Origin of the sequence: Actinoallomurus vinaceus (assembly GCF_039542055.1) — a bacterium.
Lineage (GTDB): Bacteria > Actinomycetota > Actinomycetes > Streptosporangiales > Streptosporangiaceae > Actinoallomurus > Actinoallomurus vinaceus.
The window spans coordinates 134033-150840 of the sequence record NZ_BAABHK010000010.1 but is presented as its reverse complement, the minus strand read 5'-3'; the positions used below and the strand labels follow the sequence as shown (position 1 = coordinate 150840).

Here is a 16808-nt window from a genome sequence, read left to right as displayed (position 1 = left end):
CTCCAGCCAGGGGCCGGTGTCGTCCGCCGCGAGTGGCGACCAGGTCAGGAGCCGGTGCCGTCCACCGGGAGCGGCCGGCGGGGCACGGTCGCCGCGTGGATCAGCGACGTGGTGGTGCGACCGTACGGCGCGAAGCGGTCGAGGATCGGCTCGAGGCGGTCGACGGATCGCAGGTGCGCGATGAAGAAGAAGCAGTCGTCGCCGGTGATCCGGTAGCACTCCACGATCTCGGGGATCTCTTCGGCGATCTTGGCGATGCGGGGGAGCTCGCGGACCGCCGGGTTGATGCGGACCATCACGGTCACCGGGAAACCGAGAGCCCGCGGATCGACCTCGGCGCGATAGCCGGTGATCACCCCGGTGTCCTCGAGCCGCCGTATCCGGTCGGTGACCGCGGGCGCCGACAGGCCGACCCGGCGGCTCAGCTCGGCGATGCTGACCCGCGCGTCGGCCTGCAGCTCGGACAGGATCCGAAGGTCGGTGCCGTCGAGATCCTTGGCTTCGTAGGCCCGTCCGGGCCGTGGCCTGCGGTTCGCCATGCCGCCAGCGTACGAGGCGATCGACGATACGGCCATGCACACGGATTCGCGGCCCGACGCCGCCACCCGCCGCCGGGAAGCCGCCGTTCCGGCGTGGTCGTACTTCGCCGGGAGCGCCGTGTTCCACTATCTCGGCCCGTCCTTCGCCGTCCTGCTGTTCGCCCGGGTCGGGCCGCTCGGCGTCGCGGGGCTGCGGATCTGGAGCGCGGCGATCTTCTTCGCCGTGTGGCGCCGCCCCTGGCGCCTGCTCGCCGGATCGGCTACCGACCGCCGTCTGGTCGCGGGGTGGGGGCTCGTGCTGGCGCTGATGAACGGCTGCTTCTATCTCGCGATCGCCCGGCTGCCGCTCGGGACCGTCGCGGCGATCGAGTACCTCCCGGTCATCGCGCTGGCCGCGCTCGGCGCCCGTACGCCGCGGAACCTCGCCGCCCTGGTCGCGGCGGTCGGCGGCGTGTACGTGCTCACCGACGTGCGTCTGACCGGGCAGCCTCTGGGATTCGTGTTCGCGTTCGCCAACGCCGGGCTGTTCGCGGCGTACATCGTGATCGCCCATCGGGCGGCGCGGCGATCCGTGAGCGGCGTCGACGGGCTCGCCGCGGCCATGCTCGTCGCCGGTGTGCTCGTCATCCCGCTCGGGGCGTGGCAGGCCGCCCCGGCGTTCACCGACCCCGTCGCGCTGGGCGCGGGGATCGGCGTCGGCATCAGCTCCTCGGTCATCCCGTACGTCTGCGATCAGCTGGCCATGGCGCGGATGGCCCGCTCGACGTACGCCCTGCTGGTCGCGCTGCTCCCCGCGACCGCCACCGTCGTCGGCGTCGTCGTCCTCAGCCAGATCCCGTCCCCGGCCGAGATCGCCGGCGTCGCCCTGGTGATCGCGGGCGTCGCCCTCCACCGCGAACCCCGCTGACTCCGGGCGGAACGCTCGGCGAAGGCTGCCGCCGGGCAGGGAGAAGCACCCGAGAACTCCCGCGCGCTGCCGCCTTCGCCGACTCTTCCCTATCTCCGGCGCTATTGGCGGCCGGTCGGCGCGTGGTTAGGGTGGCGATGATCATCTCGCCAGTAGCGCCGTACGAGTTCCCGACGCATGCCTGGAGACCCCCGGTGGAAATCACCCCGCAAGACGGTACCTTCGTCATCGATCCGGCCGGCCGCGACATCCACGGAGAGGGCGCCCGGATGCGCGCGCGTGGGCCCGCGGCGAAAGTCCAGCTCCCGGGCGGTGTGGAGGCGTGGGGGGTGAACGACCTCTCCCTGCTCCGGCTGCTGCTCACCGACTCCCGCGTCTCCAAGGACCCTCACCGGCACTGGCCCACGTGGATCAATGGCGAGATCTCCCCGGAGTCGCCGCTGTTCGTCTGGCTGGTCGTGACCAACATGCTCACCGCCTACGGCGAGGATCATCGGCGGCTGCGCCGACTCATCTCCAGCGCCTTCACCACGCGCCGGACCGCCGCGCTGCGCCCCCGCATCGAGAAGATCGTGACCGAGCTCCTCGACGGCTTCGAGGCCCTCGAGCCCGGCCTGCCGGTGGACCTGCGCGAGGAGTACGCCTACCCGTTGCCCATCGCAGTGATCTGCGAGCTGTTCGGCATCGACGACGAGGCTGCGCGCGATGAGATGCGCCGCTGCGTCGGGACCTTCTTCAACACCGACGCGGAGCCCGACGAGGCCGCCGCCGCGTATCCGCGCATGCTGGAGCTGCTGGGCGCACTCATCGCCGAGAAGCGGGAGAATCCCGGAGACGACCTGTCCTCCGCACTGATCGCCGCTCGCGACGACGACTCCCGGCTTTCCGAGGAGGAACTCGTCGGCTCCCTGATGCTGTTCATCGGCGCGGGGCACGAGACCACCGTCAACCTCCTCGACAACGCCATCTACGCCCTGCTCACCCGCCCCGACCAGCTCGCGCTGGTCCGTTCCGGACGCGTCGGCTGGGACGACGTGGTCGAGGAGACGCTGCGCGCCGAATCCCCCATCGCCAACCTCCCACTGCGCTTCGCCGTCGAGGACATCGCCCTCGACGACGGCGTCACCCTCCGCAAGGGCGACGCGATCCTCAGCTGCTACGCCGCCGCCGGCCGCGACCCGCGCGTGCACGGCGACGACGCGGATCGCTTCGATGTCACCCGCGCCAACAAGGAACACATCGCCTTCGGCCACGGCGTCCACCACTGCCTCGGCGCACCCCTGGCCCGCCTGGAGGCCATGATCGCGCTGCCCGCGCTCTTCGACCGCTACCCCGGCCTGACCCTCGCCGCCGAACCCGGCGAACTCAGGCCGCTCGCCTCCTTCATCTCCAACGGCCACCGCTCCCTCCCCGTACACCTCACGGCCGGGTGATCGACCAACGTGAGGGAACAAAAGGCCCTCATTGAATGTGAAAGTGCACCGGGTGTTCGGGGTCGGCGGAACAGGCGAAGAGCCCTCCAGGGCCGACGTCGATCATCATTCCGGTCGGCGTGAAGGCGTGCTCGTACTCCGGCGTGCCATGGAGACAGAGCAGGTGACGGTCCTCGATCGGACACCACCGGCCATCGCCCTCACCGTTGTCGAGTTGCAGGAGCAGCGTGGCCGGTGCACCGCAGGCGACGCACGTCAGGCCACTCGGCGCCGATCCGTGGATCACGGTTCCGCCGATCTTGAAGCCGGGAGCGGTCGACAGCTCTTCGTACAGGTCCTTGTCCTGGTCCCATGCCTGCACACGGTCCCTGAGGTCGTCGGGGAGCTCCCAGATCCAGGGGTACTCGATCAATCGCTCCGGATGCAGGACGCACGGGCGCGGGATGTAGGTCTCGTAGAACCCCGGAAGCTCGCCCTCCAGATCCGGGGCGGGGGGCTCATCGAGTATCTCGGTCACCTCGGAGGCTCGCCGCCAGACCACTCGGCAGGGGGCGTGCTTTGAGCAGCAGTGGTAGCCGACGCACCAGAGGATCTGGAGCAGATCCGTCCCCTCGGGGAAGGCGATCTCGGGGAAGTCCGCGGCGGTCAGCTGGGCCAGGGCGACCATCGGAGATCCCGGATCCTCTCCCGGATACTGGTCGCAGTCGGGGGCCTCGCAGTGCGGCCACGGCTCCGAGGCCGGCCACATCAAAGGGCCTCCGATGTGACTGTCCCGAGGTCCGGGACTGCCCGGCCGGGGATGCAGCCGTACGGTGTTGCTCGCGTAGGCGGCCAGGCCCGGAATGAGCTGAGCGATATCCACTGCGGGGGCTTCGGTGGTGCGGGTCACGGAGATCATTCTCATCCACCTCTGGGCCCGCGGCTCCGGCGAGGTCACCGCCGGACGCGCCTCAGGACCGTCGACGCGGCCGGCGATCCGGTCGGCGGGACGAAGCCGACCGGGGCACGCGCTCCCCGATCGGCTTCATCGCCGGGGCGTCTCGTGCTCAGCGTGGAGACGCGGCCGGTACCGAGGAGGACACGAAGCCGCCCGCACGGACCGCGTCGGCGATCAGGTCGAGCGGCGGACGAGGCGCGGTCGGCAGCAGCGCCGGCAGATCGCCGTCCCGCTGGTCGAGGAAGCCGGCGTTGATGTTCGAGAAGATCGAGATCGTATGGCCGACCTGGTACGGCTCCAGGCCGACGGTGGTGAGCACGACGCGTGCGTCGGACAGCGCCCCCGGTTCGTACCGGATCGGGCGGCCGAACGCCGTGGAGAGGGCCGCCGCGATGTCCGCGCCGCCGACTTCGGCCACCCCTTCGAGCTCATAGGTGCGACCCGCGTGTCGGCCGCGGCGGCCGGCGCGGACGTCCGCGTACGCCTCCGCGGCCACCCGCGCGGCGACGTCGGCCAGGTCTTCCCGCGCGACGACGGCGACCCTGCCGTCGCCCAGCGGCGCGCTGAACACTCCGGTGGCGGCGGCGCTCTCCGCGGCCATCAGCGCCAGCCCGACGGGCACCTCCGCGTACAGTCCGTTGCGCAGGACGGTGACGTCGAACGGGGCGCCGACGAGCCGGTCCTCGGTCCACCGGTGCGGTACGGCGATGCTCAGCCGATCACCTGAGCCGGCCAGGCTCGTGTAGATCACATGCCGGACGCCGGCCTCGGCGGCCGCGTCGACGACCGCGCCGTGCCGGGCGAGGACCACGTCGTCCTCGGCATATCCGGCCGAGACGAACACCAGCACGGTCACGCCCGCGAACCCGTCGGCCAGCGAGTCCGGGTCGTCGAAGTCGATGCGCCGGGCGTCGCCGCTCGCGGTACGCGTGCCCGCCACCACGTCGACGTCGGGAAGCGCGGTGAGCCGCTCGTGAATCAGGCCGCCGAGCGCGCCGGACGTTCCGGTCACGAGAATCATGAGACCCCCAAGGTGGTTGTTGCCGGATGACCGGCCCCAGCATCGTGACCACCGGCCGGGAGCGTAAGGAGGCATTCTCATGTCCGTAAGGCACACGGCGGTAACCCCTCAGGCCGGCGGCGCGCAGGCCGCAGGTCCCTGTGGCGACGACGACTGCGGCATCCGCGAGGTGCTCGACCGGATCGGCGACAAGTGGACCGTGCTCGTCATCGTGGAGCTGTCGAAGGGGGTCCGGCGCTTCCGGGAACTCCAGCGGGCGATCCCCGGCATCTCCCAGCGGATGCTGACCCTGACGACGCGCCGACTCTGCCGGGACGGCCTCGTCGAACGGACCGTGTACGCCACCATTCCGCCGCAGGTCGACTACCGGCTGACCGCCATGGGCCAGAGCCTGGCCACGATGGTCTCCGACCTGGCGGACTGGTCCCGCGAGCACAAGGACGCGATCGGCGAAGCGCGGCGGCACTGGGACGCCGCGCACACCGAGTAGGCCACACCGCGAACCCCGCTGACTCCGGGCGGCACGCTCGGGCAAGGCCAACGCGCGGCGAGACGAGGCGCTCGGAACCTCCGTACGCTGCCGCCTTCACCGAGCATCGCGCACGGGCGGCACCGGACCCGGAGCGGCCGAGGTGCGTTCAGGCGCGCGCCACCGGGCCGCCATGATCGGCCAGCACACTCCAGCCGTCACCGATGAGATCTTGGTTGGAGATGACATGGAAGAACCGGACGGGCATGGGGTCGGACGGCGTGGCCTGCTGCGGGGAGCCCTGACCGTCTCCGCGGCCGGGGCCGCCGGCGGCCTGCTGAACACCCCGGCGGCGAACGCCGCCGACGCGGACGAGGACGGACACGGGGGTGCGGGCGGGTTCGACGCGGAGAGTCCGCGGTTCGCCCTGGCCGTGCTGCCCGACACCCAGTATCTGTTCGACGCGGACAGCGCCGACCCGACGCCGCTGCTCGAAACCTTCCACTACCTCGTCGCGGAACGCTCGGAGGCGAACATCGCCTTCATGACGCACCTGGGCGACGTCACCGAGCACGGCACCGAGCAGGAGAACGCGCTCGCGGACCGGACGTTCCGCGCCATCGACCGCAGGGTGCCGTACAGCGTCCTGGCCGGAAACCACGACGTCAACTCGTCGACGGACGACCAGCGCGGGGCGACGCCGTACCTGAAGGTGTTCGGGCCGCAGCGGTTCGCCAAGAGCAGGACCTTCGGCGGTGCGTCCCCGGACGGCTACAACAGCTACCACGTCGTACGGGCGGGCGGCCGGGAGTGGCTCATCCTGGCGCTCGACTGGCGGGCGTCGGACCAGGGCCTGAAGTGGGCGCAGGGAGTCGTCGACGCCCACCACACCCTGCCCGTCATCCTCACCACGCACGAGCTCGTCTGGGCGGACGACGACGGCAAGGCCGCCCTGTCGGAGTACGGGCAGCGGCTCTGGGACGCGTTCATCCGCCGGAACGACCAGATCTTCCTCACCCTCAACGGCCACTACTGGCCGCCCGGCCGCACGGTCCTCAAGAACGACGCCGGCCATGACGTCCACGCGCACATCACCAACTACCAGGACCGCTACTACGGCGGCGCCGGCATGATCCGTCTCTACCACTTCGACCTGGTCCGGCAGGTCATCGACGTCGAGACCTTCTCCCCGTGGTTCCTCGCCCGCGACCCGGAGCGCCGATCGCCCCTGGAGGCCGAGACGCTGGAGCTGACCGGCCCGGCCGACCGCTTCAGCGTCGACATCGACTTCGCCGCCCGGTTCCAGGGGTTCGCGCCGGTCGTGCCGCCCGCGCCGCGCCCGCCGAGCGCGGTGACACCCCGCGGCACGGTGGCGTACTGGCGCTTCGACGCGGCGGGCATCGCCGGAGCCGGGCGCGCCGGTTCCCCCGTTCCGGCCGGCACGGTGGTCCGCGACCTGACCGGGAACGGCAACGACCTCACCGTACGGCGCCTGAACTCCAGCGCCGCCGAGGTCCTCACCTGGTCGGCGGACCACCACGTGGGGCAGCCCGCGCACGCGAGCCTGCGCTTCGACGGCGGGAAGAACCCGGACCGCGGAGCGATCCTCGAGGCCGCCGCGACCGCTCCCGTCAACAGCCTGAAGTTCACCTCCGGCTACACGATCGAGGCCTTCATCAAGCTGCCGGACCCGTACGACGGCGACCATTCCTGGATGGGGATCCTCAGCTGGGAGGGTCGCAACGGGGACGCCGGCAAGACCAACGGCTGGTCCCGCGACGAGCCGACCTGCAGCCTGAACGTCTCGCCCGAACGATTCCTGCAGTTCGTCGTCTACCCGGACGTACAGGACGCCAGCCCGACCTCCTGGAGCCACGCCATCCCGACGGGACGCTGGATCCACGTCGCGGTCGTCAACGACGGACGGCGGACCATCGTCTATGTCGACGGCTCGAAGATCGCCCGTAATCCGTCGCAGCCGTCGACGGGCATCGCCACACTTGGCAAGCCCTTCGCCATCGGGGCCACCCAGTTCGCCGAACGGTTCGGCCAGGGCTTCTACGGCTGGATCGGCGACGTCCGCATCTCGTCCCGCGCACTGCGCCCCCGGGACTTCCTCACCCCGTTCGCCTGACGCTCATCTTCGAACAGGTTCGACTGGGGGAGGCCACCGCCGATATTCTGGAAAAGGCTGCACAAGTGGGCAGGTGAGATTCCTCCGTCACGTGGGCCACTGAATTCACAGACCAGTGATCGCTCGACATGAGCGATGCCAGTCGATCTTGAATGCCGGGCAAATATCCGCCGACAAAGATGCGATAAAATCGTGGCCGATTCGAGTCTCATTTGTGATCGAGCCAGCGAAGAAGGCGGCCGGCCTTGATCGTCGATCATTATCGCTAGGTCATTGTCGGCGGATTGGCATCAGCGCGATCCGGCCGGACTCTTGTCGCCGAAGCTCCTTTACCTTACATTTAATGCGCGGGCCTTCGGGGGAGAAAAAGGCTTGCGGCGAAACCGGTGGGAGGGCGCATGAGCTGGTATCTTGCCGTACTCAGGAATTATGCAGGTTTCGACGGGCGAGCACGCCGCACGGAATACTGGATGTTCGTCCTCTTCAACGTCATCATCACCGTGGTGCTTGATTTGATCGGTATGGCGGTGCGGCTGGTCAGCATCCTCGGCTTCGTTTACGGACTCGCGGTGCTTATCCCGTCGCTCGCGGTGGGCGTCCGTCGGCTGCACGACACCGGACGGTCCGGATGGTGGTTGCTGATCGGCATCATTCCCATCGTCGGGACCATCATCCTCATCGTCTTCATGGCCACCCCCGGCGACCGCGGAGACAACGCCTACGGTCCAGACCCGAAGCTGGAGCCGCAGCCGACGGCCTGATTCGTGCGCGCGATGAAACCGGCGAGTGCGGGTCGATCTCCTGGCTGCGAGCTCGACAGATCCGGCCCGCACGCCGCACGCCCGCACGGTTATCGAGGCATAGTCGCACGGCGATCGGTGCCGGCGGCCGAGTTGGCGCCGGGCCGTCGCCGTGGTCGGCAGGGCGGCGAAGCGCCTGCCGCGCTGGTCGAGTTCACTCTCATGCCGCGATTGGGGCGCTCATCGCTACCGGCCCGGCGCCATCTCAATCGGCTGTCAAGGCGGCTGGCTGTGTGTACGGCAGCGCGTAGCCCGCGTAGATCAGGTCAGCGTCCGGCAGGCCGGGCAACTCGTACGCCGGTCGGCGTCCGCGATGCCAGGGCTTGTGGGCCTCGGTCTCGACGGCGAACAGATCGTTTTTGAGAGCGAGGCCATCGGGTGGCAGAGCCGGTTCCGGCACGGCGGTTGACCGACCAGGAGGGTCAGCGGCTGTGGCAAGTAGCCGTGGGAGTGGCAGAATCCTGGGCCGTCACGGCGAGGAGGGCGCTCATGGTATCGACGTTGAGGATCGAGGCGTTCGTTCCCGCCAGCGTGCCGATTACCGCCCCGGTCACCAAGTTCGGGGGGCAGCCGGTGTGGCTTTCCGACCCGCAGTGGCCGGTCAACGACGCGTGGGGGGAGCCGATGCGGTTCGTCTGCCAGATCGAGCTCGGGCCGGTGCTCGGCGACGCGGGGCGAGGCAAGCTGGCGTACGTCTTCGTGACCCACGCGGAGTATGGCGACGAGGTGTTCTTCGACCCCGACATCGCTCTTCCCGACGAGGGTGCGAACGCGGTCATCGTGCAGCCGGGCGGTATCTACGGCGGTTCAACGCTCCCGCTGGCCACCGGGCCCAGCCTGTACCACGTCGAGGACGGGTCCGACGCCGAATACACCGTCCGGCTCCAGCCGGACAAGGATCCCGACTTCCGTCCTCAGCACGACCGCGCGGGGCTGCCGACCGACGATCACGATCACTACTGGGAGCAGATCAGCAGCGACAAGATCGGCGGGACGCCCGCGTTCTTCCAAGGCGATGACTGGCCTGATGGCGGCCCCTGGAAACTGATGTTGCAGCTGAGCCCGAACTTTCAGCCGTTTTACCTCAATCTCGGTGCTGCACCTATGGCGTTCGCGTTCGTCTCGCCGGACGCCAAGCAGGGACGATTGCTCGTACAAGACTCCTGACCTTCTGTCGGCGCCTGTCTACCAACCCAGCTGAGATTCTCCGAAGCGCAGTCCCGTGCCCTGCAACCAATCCCGTGCGGCTTCATCCGAGTTTCGCGTGCCGATGGACAGGTACACGGTGTGCCTGCCTGGAGCAGGTTCACTGCACTGTTCGGTCCATCTGCTGTTGAGGCACAGTTGGACGCCACAGAGGTTGGAGCTTGTTAGGCCGCGCAGCGCCGAGAACCAGTCGATGTCGATTGACAGAGGGCCACAGGCTGCGACTGCGTCGTCGATCTCCGTCTCGGTGCACTCATCTTGGTCACGGATGGGAAAGGTGGAGGGCGCGGCAAGGGCCACAGGGAGGCCAGTTTCAGGCGCGGGACCCTAGCGGGGCGGTGCGGCGGAGAGGCGGGCCAGGCGGTGCTCCTTCGGCCAGCGGACGTCGTACACCCAGCCGAGTTTCTCGAACAGCCAGATGAGGCGTGCCGAGACGTCGATCTGGCCACGCCGTACACCATGCCGGGCGCAGGTCGGATCGGCGTGGTGCAGGTTGTGCCAGGACTCGCCCATGCTGAGGATCGCCAGCGGCCAGACGTTGGCGGACCTGTCGCGAGAGGCGAAGGGGCGATCGCCGATCATGTGGCAGATCGAATTGATCGACCATGTCACGTGATGCAGGAGGGCCATCCTGACCAGGCCCGCCCAGAAGAACGCGGTGAGCGCTCCCCACCAGGACCATGTGATGAGACCGCCGAGCACCGCGGGCAGGCCGATCGTGACCGCCGTACACGCCCCGAACAGGCGGTGCACCACGCGCATGTCTCGATCGGCGAGCAGATCGGGCACGAACCGGTGCTGGTTGCTGAGGTCGCGCTGGAAGAGCCAGCCGAGGTGGGCATGCCAGAAGCCACGTGCGATCGCCGCCGGTGAACTGCCGAACAGCCAGGGCGAGTGGGGATCACCATCCCGGTCGGAGAACGCGTGGTGGCGCCGGTGGTCGGCGACCCAGTGCATGACCGGGCCCTGTACGGCCAGGCTGCCGGCCAGCGCCAGCGCGATCCGCATAATGCGGTTGGCCTTGAATGAGCCATGCGTCAGGTAGCGGTGGTATCCGATCGTGACGCCCAGGCAGGTGAACACGTACCAGATCGTCATGAGCACGATGTCCACCCAGCTCAGGCCCCAGCCCCACACCACGACGGCCGCGAGGGCCAGCGCGAGGAGCGGGACGATCACGAAGATGTACACCGACAGGTGTGCGGCGAGCGCACGCCGGCCGGTGATCATGGGTGCGGGCCCACGGTCCGGCCCGGGCAGGGATCGGCCGGTGAGGCTGGTCGACATGGCACGTCACCTCGGTTCTGACGTGGATGCGAGTACCGATCTCTCCGGCACCCCGTTCAGCCGACCGGCCGATACAAGGTGCCTTGCCGCAAGGTTGCTCCTGCCCGGCTACGCGCAAACCACCAACCGCCGAACCATTGGACGAGATGCCATGAACACTGTTCGAGCACGTCCAGCTTCATACCCACAGCGGACGTCGTTCGACAGACGAGAGGTCACCGGCCGATTCCGCTGTTCCTCAGAGACGTGCGCCGTTCGCCGTGAGAACAACGTCGATGTTGCCGCGCGTGGCGCTGGAGTAGGGGCACACCTGGTGGGCGGTACGTACGAGGTCGGCGGCTCGCTGGGCGTCGTCGATCGAGGGCAGCGTGACGTCCAGTGCGGCGCCGAGCCTGAACGTGCCGTTCTCGTTCGGGATGAGCGTCACCGTCGCGTCGATCACCGCGTCGTCGGCCTGGAGTTTCTCGCGCTTGCCGAGCATGCCCAGCACAGCTCCGAAACATGCCGCGTATCCCACGGCGAACAGCTGTTCCGGGTTGGTTCCCGCGCCGTCGCCGCCCAACTCCTTGGGAAGCCGCAGGTCCACGTCCAAGCGGCCGTCCGTTGTCCGCCCGTGCCCCTGGCGGCCGCCGGTGACGCGTGCCTCGGCCGTGTAAAGCGCCTCGCTCATGTTCATCCTCCTCGTGTTTCTGAAAACAGAAGCTACTACTTCAAAATCTGGAAGTAAAGATCGACTGTGGTCGCTGCAGGGGGTTCGGAAATCGAAAGTCCGAACATTACGATGGTGAAGTGGACCAGCGAACGTACAACCAGTTCTGCGCGACCGCGCGCACCCTCGACATCGTCGGCGAGCGCTGGACGCTGCTGCTGATCCGCGAGCTGCTGACCGGTCCTAAACGGTTCGGTGACCTGCAGAACAGCCTGCGCGGTCTCGGCACCGGCCTGCTCTCGGCCCGGCTGAAGCACCTCGAACGCGAGGGTCTCGCCCAGAAGGTCACGCTGCCTCCCCCGGCCCGTACCCCTGCCTACGCGCTCACCGAGGCGGGCGAGGAACTCGAGCCGGCCGTGCTCGCCCTCGCCCGGTGGGGCTTGAAGTGGGCGATGGGGGAGCGTCGCGAGGACGAGACCTTCCACGTGGGCTGGACCGTGCTCGGCCTCCGCTCCCTCTTCGTCCCCGAGGCCGCCGTCGGGCTCCGCGCCACGTACGAGTTCCGGGTCGGGGACGAGGTCTTCCACGCCGACGTCGACGACGGCACGATCGCGACCCTGCACGGGCCCGCTCAGCGGCCCGACGTCGTCATCGAGGCCGACGAAGGTCTCTTCGCCGACATCGCCTCGGGCCGTACGGACCTGGCTGCCGGGCTCAACGACGGCAGTGCCGTCGCGTCCGGCGCCCCTGATCTCCTGCGAAGGCTGGGAGACCTGTTCGTACGGCCCCCGGCCCAGGATCGTCCCGGCTCACCGGCAGCGCATTCGAAGGCCGTCTCCCGGCCCTGAGTCACGTCGGGTGCGAGGGTCCGCTTCTGCCGCGATGAGTCGGCGACGGCCGGTTGCCAGGGCGGCGGCACGGGGCCTGGTGGATATTCGGTCGCTGATCTGATGGGGGCCGTTCACACTGGCGGTATGGGGCGGACGGTCAGCGCGGTGGTGACCTTCGGTGCGGACTGCCTGGGCGTCATCGGGCCGTTCGCGGTGGACGTTGCGTGGTGGGCGGAGGTCGAGCCGGTCGTCGCGTACCTGAGCCGGGTTCTGGATGTACCGGTGCTGGTGCTGCGCCTGGTCGGCGTCGAGGGTGGGGATGGCGGACGGGACGGTCATGTCACCTATCACGTCGAGGCGTTGCGGCGGCCCGCGGCCGGGTTGGTGTCCGCGCTGGGCGTTGCGCACGCCGCGTTGGCCGAGCTGCACGAACTGCGTTCCCCGTGGGCGCGGATGGAGGGGCTGAGGGAGCTGCTCGGCTGGGCGGCGGACACGCTGGCGTCCATGGATCGTCCGATGACCGGGCCGGCGGAGCAGCGCAGGACGTGGAACCTCGCCGCCGTGTTGCGCCTGCCCACCCGGCAGGGCCCGGTCTGGCTGAAGGCCACGCCGCACTTCGCCGCCGATGAGGCGGCCGTCATCGCCGCGTTCGCACGTGTGGATCAGGGTCTGGTTCCGACGGTCCTCGCGGCGGGGCCGAGGCGGGTCTTGCTGGAGCATCTGCCCGGTGTGGACTGCTGGGACGCCCCCGCCGAGATCATCACCAGCGCGGTGAGCCGCCTGGTGACCGCCCAAGCCGCGATCGCCGTACGGGCGGCCGGCTACCCGCCTGGACTGCGTGACCGGCGCAGGCCCATCCTCGCCGGCCAGATCCGTGAACTGCTCGATGGACCCGTCAGCTCTGAGCTGACCAGCGAGGAGCTGGCGGCAGCGCGTGGTCTGCAGGAACGCTGGTCCGCGCTGGACGATTGTGGTCTGCCTGACACGATCGTGCACGGTGACTTCCACCCCGGCAACTGGCGCAGCGACGGTGGGCCACCGGTTGTGGTGGACTTCGCCGACGCCTGTGTGGGTAACCCCGTGGTGGACGGACTCCGGGCCTGCGACTACTTGCCGAAGGCCAAGCGATCCATTGCCGCCAAGGCGTGGATCGAGGCCTGGAGAACCCAGCTGCCCGGCTGCGAGCCGGCCCGGGCGCTCGCCATCGCCGAACCGTTGGCACACCTGGCCTATGCCGTGCGCTACCAGGAGTTCCTGGACGGTATTGAGCCGGCCGAGCAGGTCTACCACCGTGGTGATCCTGCCGCCGTCATCCGCGCCGCACTGCGCTGCGCGCGAACGCCGAACATCGGGCGCACCTTCGTATAGAGCTGCGCGGTGGCCGGCCATGCACATCACGCTCAAGCCACGCCCTGGATCCTTACCGCAGAGACCATCTGCGCGGGCTCACAGCTGGAGTCAGCCGCGGGGCGCACCCGCGTCGTCGTAGTGTCGCCGGGCCCGCTCGACGTGCTCGAGGTTGGTGGTGGCCCACTCGGCGATGTGGCCGAAGAGGGGGGCGAGGCTGCGGCCGAGCTCGCTGATCTCGTATTCGACGCGCGGCGGCACCTCGGGGTGGTAGGTGCGGACGACCATGCCGTCGCGCTCCAGTTGGCGCAGGCGCTGGGTGAGCACCTTGGGGGTGATGCCCTTGATGCGCCGCTCCAACTCGACGAACCGCTGGCGGCCGAAGGTGTTGAGCGACCAGAGGATGGGCGTGGTCCACCGGCTGAACACGATGTCCACGACCGGGGAGATCGGGCAGGCCAGCTCGGGGTTGGCCATGGCATCGACCGCCGGCCGGCTCGCCTCGCTCGCCATGGGTCCCACCCTCTGAGGTAGTTACTTTCTTCTAGGTACCTACTATACCGAGGCTGTTAGCGTCGCCGCGATCGCACGAAACCAGGGAAAGACGCGGGAGTTGAGCATGATCGTGGTGACGGGCGCGACCGGGAACGTCGGGCGGTCGCTGGTGCAGGCCATGGCGGAGGCCGGGGAGCGGGTGACGGCGGTGTCGAGGGGGACAACCCCGGTGGACCTGCCGAGCGGGACCGGACACGTGCGGGCCGACCTGGCCGCGCCGGAGACCCTGCGGCCCGCCCTCGACGGTGCCGAGACCTTGTTCCTGCACGACGGCGGCGCGGGCGGCCACGGGCTCGACCCGCGAGCCATCCTGGACGTGGTCAGGGGCGCAGGGGTCCGGCAGGTGGTGCTGCTCTCCTCACAGGGCGTGGTGACCAGGCCGGAGTCGCCCTCGCACGGAGGCGTCATGCGGGCGATCGAGGACGCGGTGCGCGAGTCGGGCCTGGCCTGGACGATCCTGCGGCCTGGCGCCTTCGCGTCCAACGCCTACGCCTGGGCGGAGTCGGTACGCGCCGAGCGAACCGTCGCCGCGCCGTTCGGTGACGTCGGGCTCCCGGTGATCGATCCGGCGGACATCGCAGAGGTCGCGGCCGTGGCCCTGCGCAAGGACGAACACACAGGTCATGTCTACGAGTTGAACGGGCCGGCGGCCGTCACGCCACGGCAGCAGGCCGAGGCGATCGGCGCGGCCCTCGGCGAGCCGGTGCGGTTCGTGGAGCTGACCCGGGCCGAGGCGCATGCGTGGATGACCGCGTTCATGCCGGAGCCGGTCGTGGACACCACGCTGGCCGTCCTCGGCGAGCCCAAGGCCGCCGAGTTGCGGCTCAGCCCGGACGTCGAGCGTGTGCTGGGCCGCGCGCCCCGCCCCTTCGCCGAGTGGGCGCGCCGCAACGTGGAAGCCTTCCGGTAAAAGTGACGAGTTCGCCTTCGGCGCCCCGGTCACGGGGCGGCCGGAGGCCTTCACATCGTGCCTTCATCGGCTGTCTGCAGAGCGCCGGTTCAAAGGCCAGGGCTCCCAGACGCGTGGGACCCCGCGCGGTCAGTCAGTGGTGGGGAGGGCGCCCCAGGAGGTGAGGGTCTCGATCAGGCCGGTGGTCGTCGGGAGGGCGGCCAGTTCTTCGGCGTCGACCCAGCGGGCCGCGCGGGCGTCGTCGCCGGCGCGCAGGACACCGCCGGTCACGGTCGCGGCGTAGTCGCGGATGTCGTAGGTCACCCCGCCCGGGCCCGTACGGTCCACCGAGCCGACGAGCGGTCCGGGCTCGACCTGTAGGCCCGTCTCCTCGGCGAGCTCGCGGATGACGGCGGCGGCGTCGGTCTCGCCGGGCTCGGCCCGGCCGCCCGGGAGCGACCACTCTCCCTCACCCGGCGGGTGGCCACGCTGGATCACCAGCAGCCGCCCGTGGGCGTCATGGACGATCGCTCCCACGCACCGCACACGCATACACCCCAGGGTGCCATGATGCGGGCCGGAAGAGATCCGGAAGGACGGTCCGCGCTCGACCGGAATACCATCGGCGATTGCAAACTAATCCGTTGGCGGAAATCATGTCAACGGCCTTCCCGATACAGTCGCTGGGAAGAGCAAAACCGGTTTAGTGAATCGGTCATTCGGGGGAGGCGGGATGAAGCGTCCGACGATCGCCGACATCGCGCGCCGGGCGGGCGTCACGAAGAGCACCGTCTCGTTCGCGCTGAACGACCGGCCGGGGGTCTCCGCGGCGACCCGCGACCGCATCCTCGACATCGCGCGGGAGATGGGGTGGCAGCCGAGCCGGGTGGCCCGCGCGCTGTCCGGGGGCCGGGCGGGCGTACTGGGGCTGGTCGTGGACCGCCCCGCGCGGACGCTGGGGATCGAGCCGTTCTTCATGCAGCTGATCTCCGGCATCGAGGGCGAACTCGCGGCGCGAGACGTCGCGCTCCTGCTCCAGATGGCCGAAGACGGCCAGACGCAGGTCGCGGCCTACCGCCGCTGGTGGGCCGAGCGCCGGGTGGACGGGGTGTTCCTGGTCGACCTGCGGGTGGACGACGAGCGGATCGGGCTGCTGGCCGAGCTCGGGCTGCCCGCGATCGTGATCGGCGGCCCGGACGGGCTCGGCGGGCTGCCCGGGGTGTGGAACGACGAGACCGAGGCCGTGCGCTCCGTCGTGGAGTACCTCGCGGCCCTCGGTCACCGGCGGATCGCCCGGGTGGCCGGGCCGCCGGAGCTGCGGCACACGACCGCGCGGGGCGCGGCGTTCGAGGCGGCGGCCGGCGCGCTGGGCCTGACCACGCTCTCCGCGTCCACGGACTACACGGGGGAGGAGGGGGCGCGCGCGACCCGGCGGCTGCTCGCGGCGCCGGAGCCGCCGACCGCCATCGTCTACGACAACGACGTGATGGCCCTGGCGGGGCTGGGGGTCGCCGGGGAGATGGGCGTGCCGGTTCCGGGGCGGCTGTCCATCGTCGCCTGGGACGACTCGGTGCTCTGCCGGCTGGTCCACCCGCCGCTGACCGCGGTCGGCGTCGACATCGCCTCCTACGGCGCGGAGGTGGCGCGCCGCCTCCTCGACCTGGTCGCCGGGCATCCCGTCGAGAGCGGCTGCCACGCCGCGCCCGTGCTGACGCCGCGGGGCAGCACGGGCCCGGCCCCGTCCGGGTCATGAGAAACGCCCGGGGCGGTTGACGCTAAACCGGTTTAGTGATCCTATCGAGGCG

General features: G+C 69.8%; 17 protein-coding genes. 10 read left to right on the top strand and 7 right to left on the bottom strand.

Features of this window, described 5'->3' with window-relative positions:
* Positions 1-44 precede the first annotated feature (44 nt).
* The gene (locus tag ABEA24_RS31705) at positions 45-539 is read right to left on the bottom strand and encodes an Lrp/AsnC family transcriptional regulator (protein WP_345435109.1); all 495 of its coding nucleotides are present in this window, start codon (positions 537-539) and stop codon (positions 45-47) included.
* A 34-nt stretch (positions 540-573) separates the two neighbouring features.
* Here ABEA24_RS31705 and ABEA24_RS31700 point away from each other — a divergent pair, with 34 nt between their 5' ends.
* Both ABEA24_RS31700 and ABEA24_RS31695 read left to right on the top strand, forming a co-directional pair.
* The gene (locus ABEA24_RS31700) at positions 574-1446 is read left to right on the top strand and encodes an EamA family transporter (RefSeq protein WP_345435106.1); all 873 of its coding nucleotides are present in this window, start codon (positions 574-576) and stop codon (positions 1444-1446) included.
* 194 nt (positions 1447-1640) lie between these two features.
* Positions 1641-2879 (top strand): cytochrome P450 family protein, encoded by a 1239-nt coding sequence (locus ABEA24_RS31695; RefSeq protein WP_345435104.1) that lies wholly within the window; start codon positions 1641-1643, stop codon positions 2877-2879.
* 28 nt (positions 2880-2907) lie between these two features.
* On the opposite strand, the gene ABEA24_RS31690 is transcribed toward ABEA24_RS31695, so the two are convergent.
* Positions 2908-3777, bottom strand: coding sequence for a YwqG family protein (locus ABEA24_RS31690; RefSeq protein WP_345435102.1), 870 nt, complete (start codon positions 3775-3777; stop codon positions 2908-2910).
* 148 nt (positions 3778-3925) lie between these two features.
* Positions 3926-4837 (bottom strand): NmrA family NAD(P)-binding protein, encoded by a 912-nt coding sequence (locus ABEA24_RS31685; protein WP_345435100.1) that lies wholly within the window; start codon positions 4835-4837, stop codon positions 3926-3928.
* Positions 4838-4916: 79 nt separating this feature from the next.
* Between ABEA24_RS31685 and ABEA24_RS31680 the strand changes: the two genes are divergently transcribed.
* The 4 genes from ABEA24_RS31680 to ABEA24_RS31665 all read left to right on the top strand — a co-directional run bounded on the left by ABEA24_RS31680 (position 4917) and on the right by ABEA24_RS31665 (position 9407).
* Positions 4917-5327 (top strand): winged helix-turn-helix transcriptional regulator, encoded by a 411-nt coding sequence (locus ABEA24_RS31680; RefSeq protein ID WP_345435098.1) that lies wholly within the window; start codon positions 4917-4919, stop codon positions 5325-5327.
* Between the two features lie 226 nt (positions 5328-5553).
* Positions 5554-7440, top strand: coding sequence for a laminin G domain-containing metallophosphoesterase family protein (locus tag ABEA24_RS31675; protein ID WP_345435096.1), 1887 nt, complete (start codon positions 5554-5556; stop codon positions 7438-7440).
* Between the two features lie 398 nt (positions 7441-7838).
* Entirely contained in the window at positions 7839-8201 is a 363-nt protein-coding gene (locus ABEA24_RS31670) for a DUF805 domain-containing protein (RefSeq protein ID WP_345435094.1), read from the top strand.
* Between the two features lie 528 nt (positions 8202-8729).
* Positions 8730-9407 (top strand): DUF1963 domain-containing protein, encoded by a 678-nt coding sequence (locus ABEA24_RS31665; protein ID WP_345435092.1) that lies wholly within the window; start codon positions 8730-8732, stop codon positions 9405-9407.
* Positions 9408-9773: 366 nt separating this feature from the next.
* Here the strand turns inward: ABEA24_RS31665 and ABEA24_RS31660 are convergent, their stop codons facing one another.
* Together ABEA24_RS31660 and ABEA24_RS31655 are read right to left on the bottom strand one after the other, a co-directional pair.
* Positions 9774-10733 (bottom strand): acyl-CoA desaturase, encoded by a 960-nt coding sequence (locus ABEA24_RS31660; protein WP_425551255.1) that lies wholly within the window; start codon positions 10731-10733, stop codon positions 9774-9776.
* Positions 10734-10971: 238 nt separating this feature from the next.
* On the bottom strand, positions 10972-11403 hold the full coding sequence (locus ABEA24_RS31655; protein WP_345435090.1) for an organic hydroperoxide resistance protein: 432 nt from the start codon (positions 11401-11403) through the stop codon (positions 10972-10974).
* A gap of 119 nt (positions 11404-11522) precedes the next feature.
* On the opposite strand from ABEA24_RS31655, the gene ABEA24_RS31650 reads away from it, so the two are divergent.
* Both ABEA24_RS31650 and ABEA24_RS31645 read left to right on the top strand, forming a co-directional pair.
* Entirely contained in the window at positions 11523-12230 is a 708-nt protein-coding gene (locus ABEA24_RS31650; protein ID WP_345435088.1) for a winged helix-turn-helix transcriptional regulator, read from the top strand.
* A gap of 126 nt (positions 12231-12356) precedes the next feature.
* Positions 12357-13580 carry an aminoglycoside phosphotransferase family protein gene (locus ABEA24_RS31645; protein WP_345435086.1) on the top strand — a complete coding sequence of 408 codons (1224 nt, stop codon included), beginning with the start codon at positions 12357-12359 and terminating at the stop codon, positions 13578-13580.
* Between the two features lie 90 nt (positions 13581-13670).
* Here the strand turns inward: ABEA24_RS31645 and ABEA24_RS31640 are convergent, their stop codons facing one another.
* Positions 13671-14072, bottom strand: coding sequence for a winged helix-turn-helix transcriptional regulator (locus ABEA24_RS31640; protein WP_345435084.1), 402 nt, complete (start codon positions 14070-14072; stop codon positions 13671-13673).
* 106 nt (positions 14073-14178) lie between these two features.
* Here ABEA24_RS31640 and ABEA24_RS31635 point away from each other — a divergent pair, with 106 nt between their 5' ends.
* Positions 14179-15024, top strand: a complete 846-nt coding sequence (locus ABEA24_RS31635) for an NAD(P)H-binding protein (RefSeq protein WP_345435082.1) — start codon at positions 14179-14181, stop codon at positions 15022-15024.
* Positions 15025-15153: 129 nt separating this feature from the next.
* On the opposite strand, the gene ABEA24_RS31630 is transcribed toward ABEA24_RS31635, so the two are convergent.
* The gene (locus ABEA24_RS31630; RefSeq protein ID WP_345435080.1) at positions 15154-15555 is read right to left on the bottom strand and encodes an NUDIX hydrolase; all 402 of its coding nucleotides are present in this window, start codon (positions 15553-15555) and stop codon (positions 15154-15156) included.
* Between the two features lie 181 nt (positions 15556-15736).
* Between ABEA24_RS31630 and ABEA24_RS31625 the strand changes: the two genes are divergently transcribed.
* Positions 15737-16756, top strand: coding sequence for a LacI family DNA-binding transcriptional regulator (locus tag ABEA24_RS31625; protein ID WP_345435078.1), 1020 nt, complete (start codon positions 15737-15739; stop codon positions 16754-16756).
* The last annotated feature ends 52 nt before the right edge of the window (positions 16757-16808 follow it).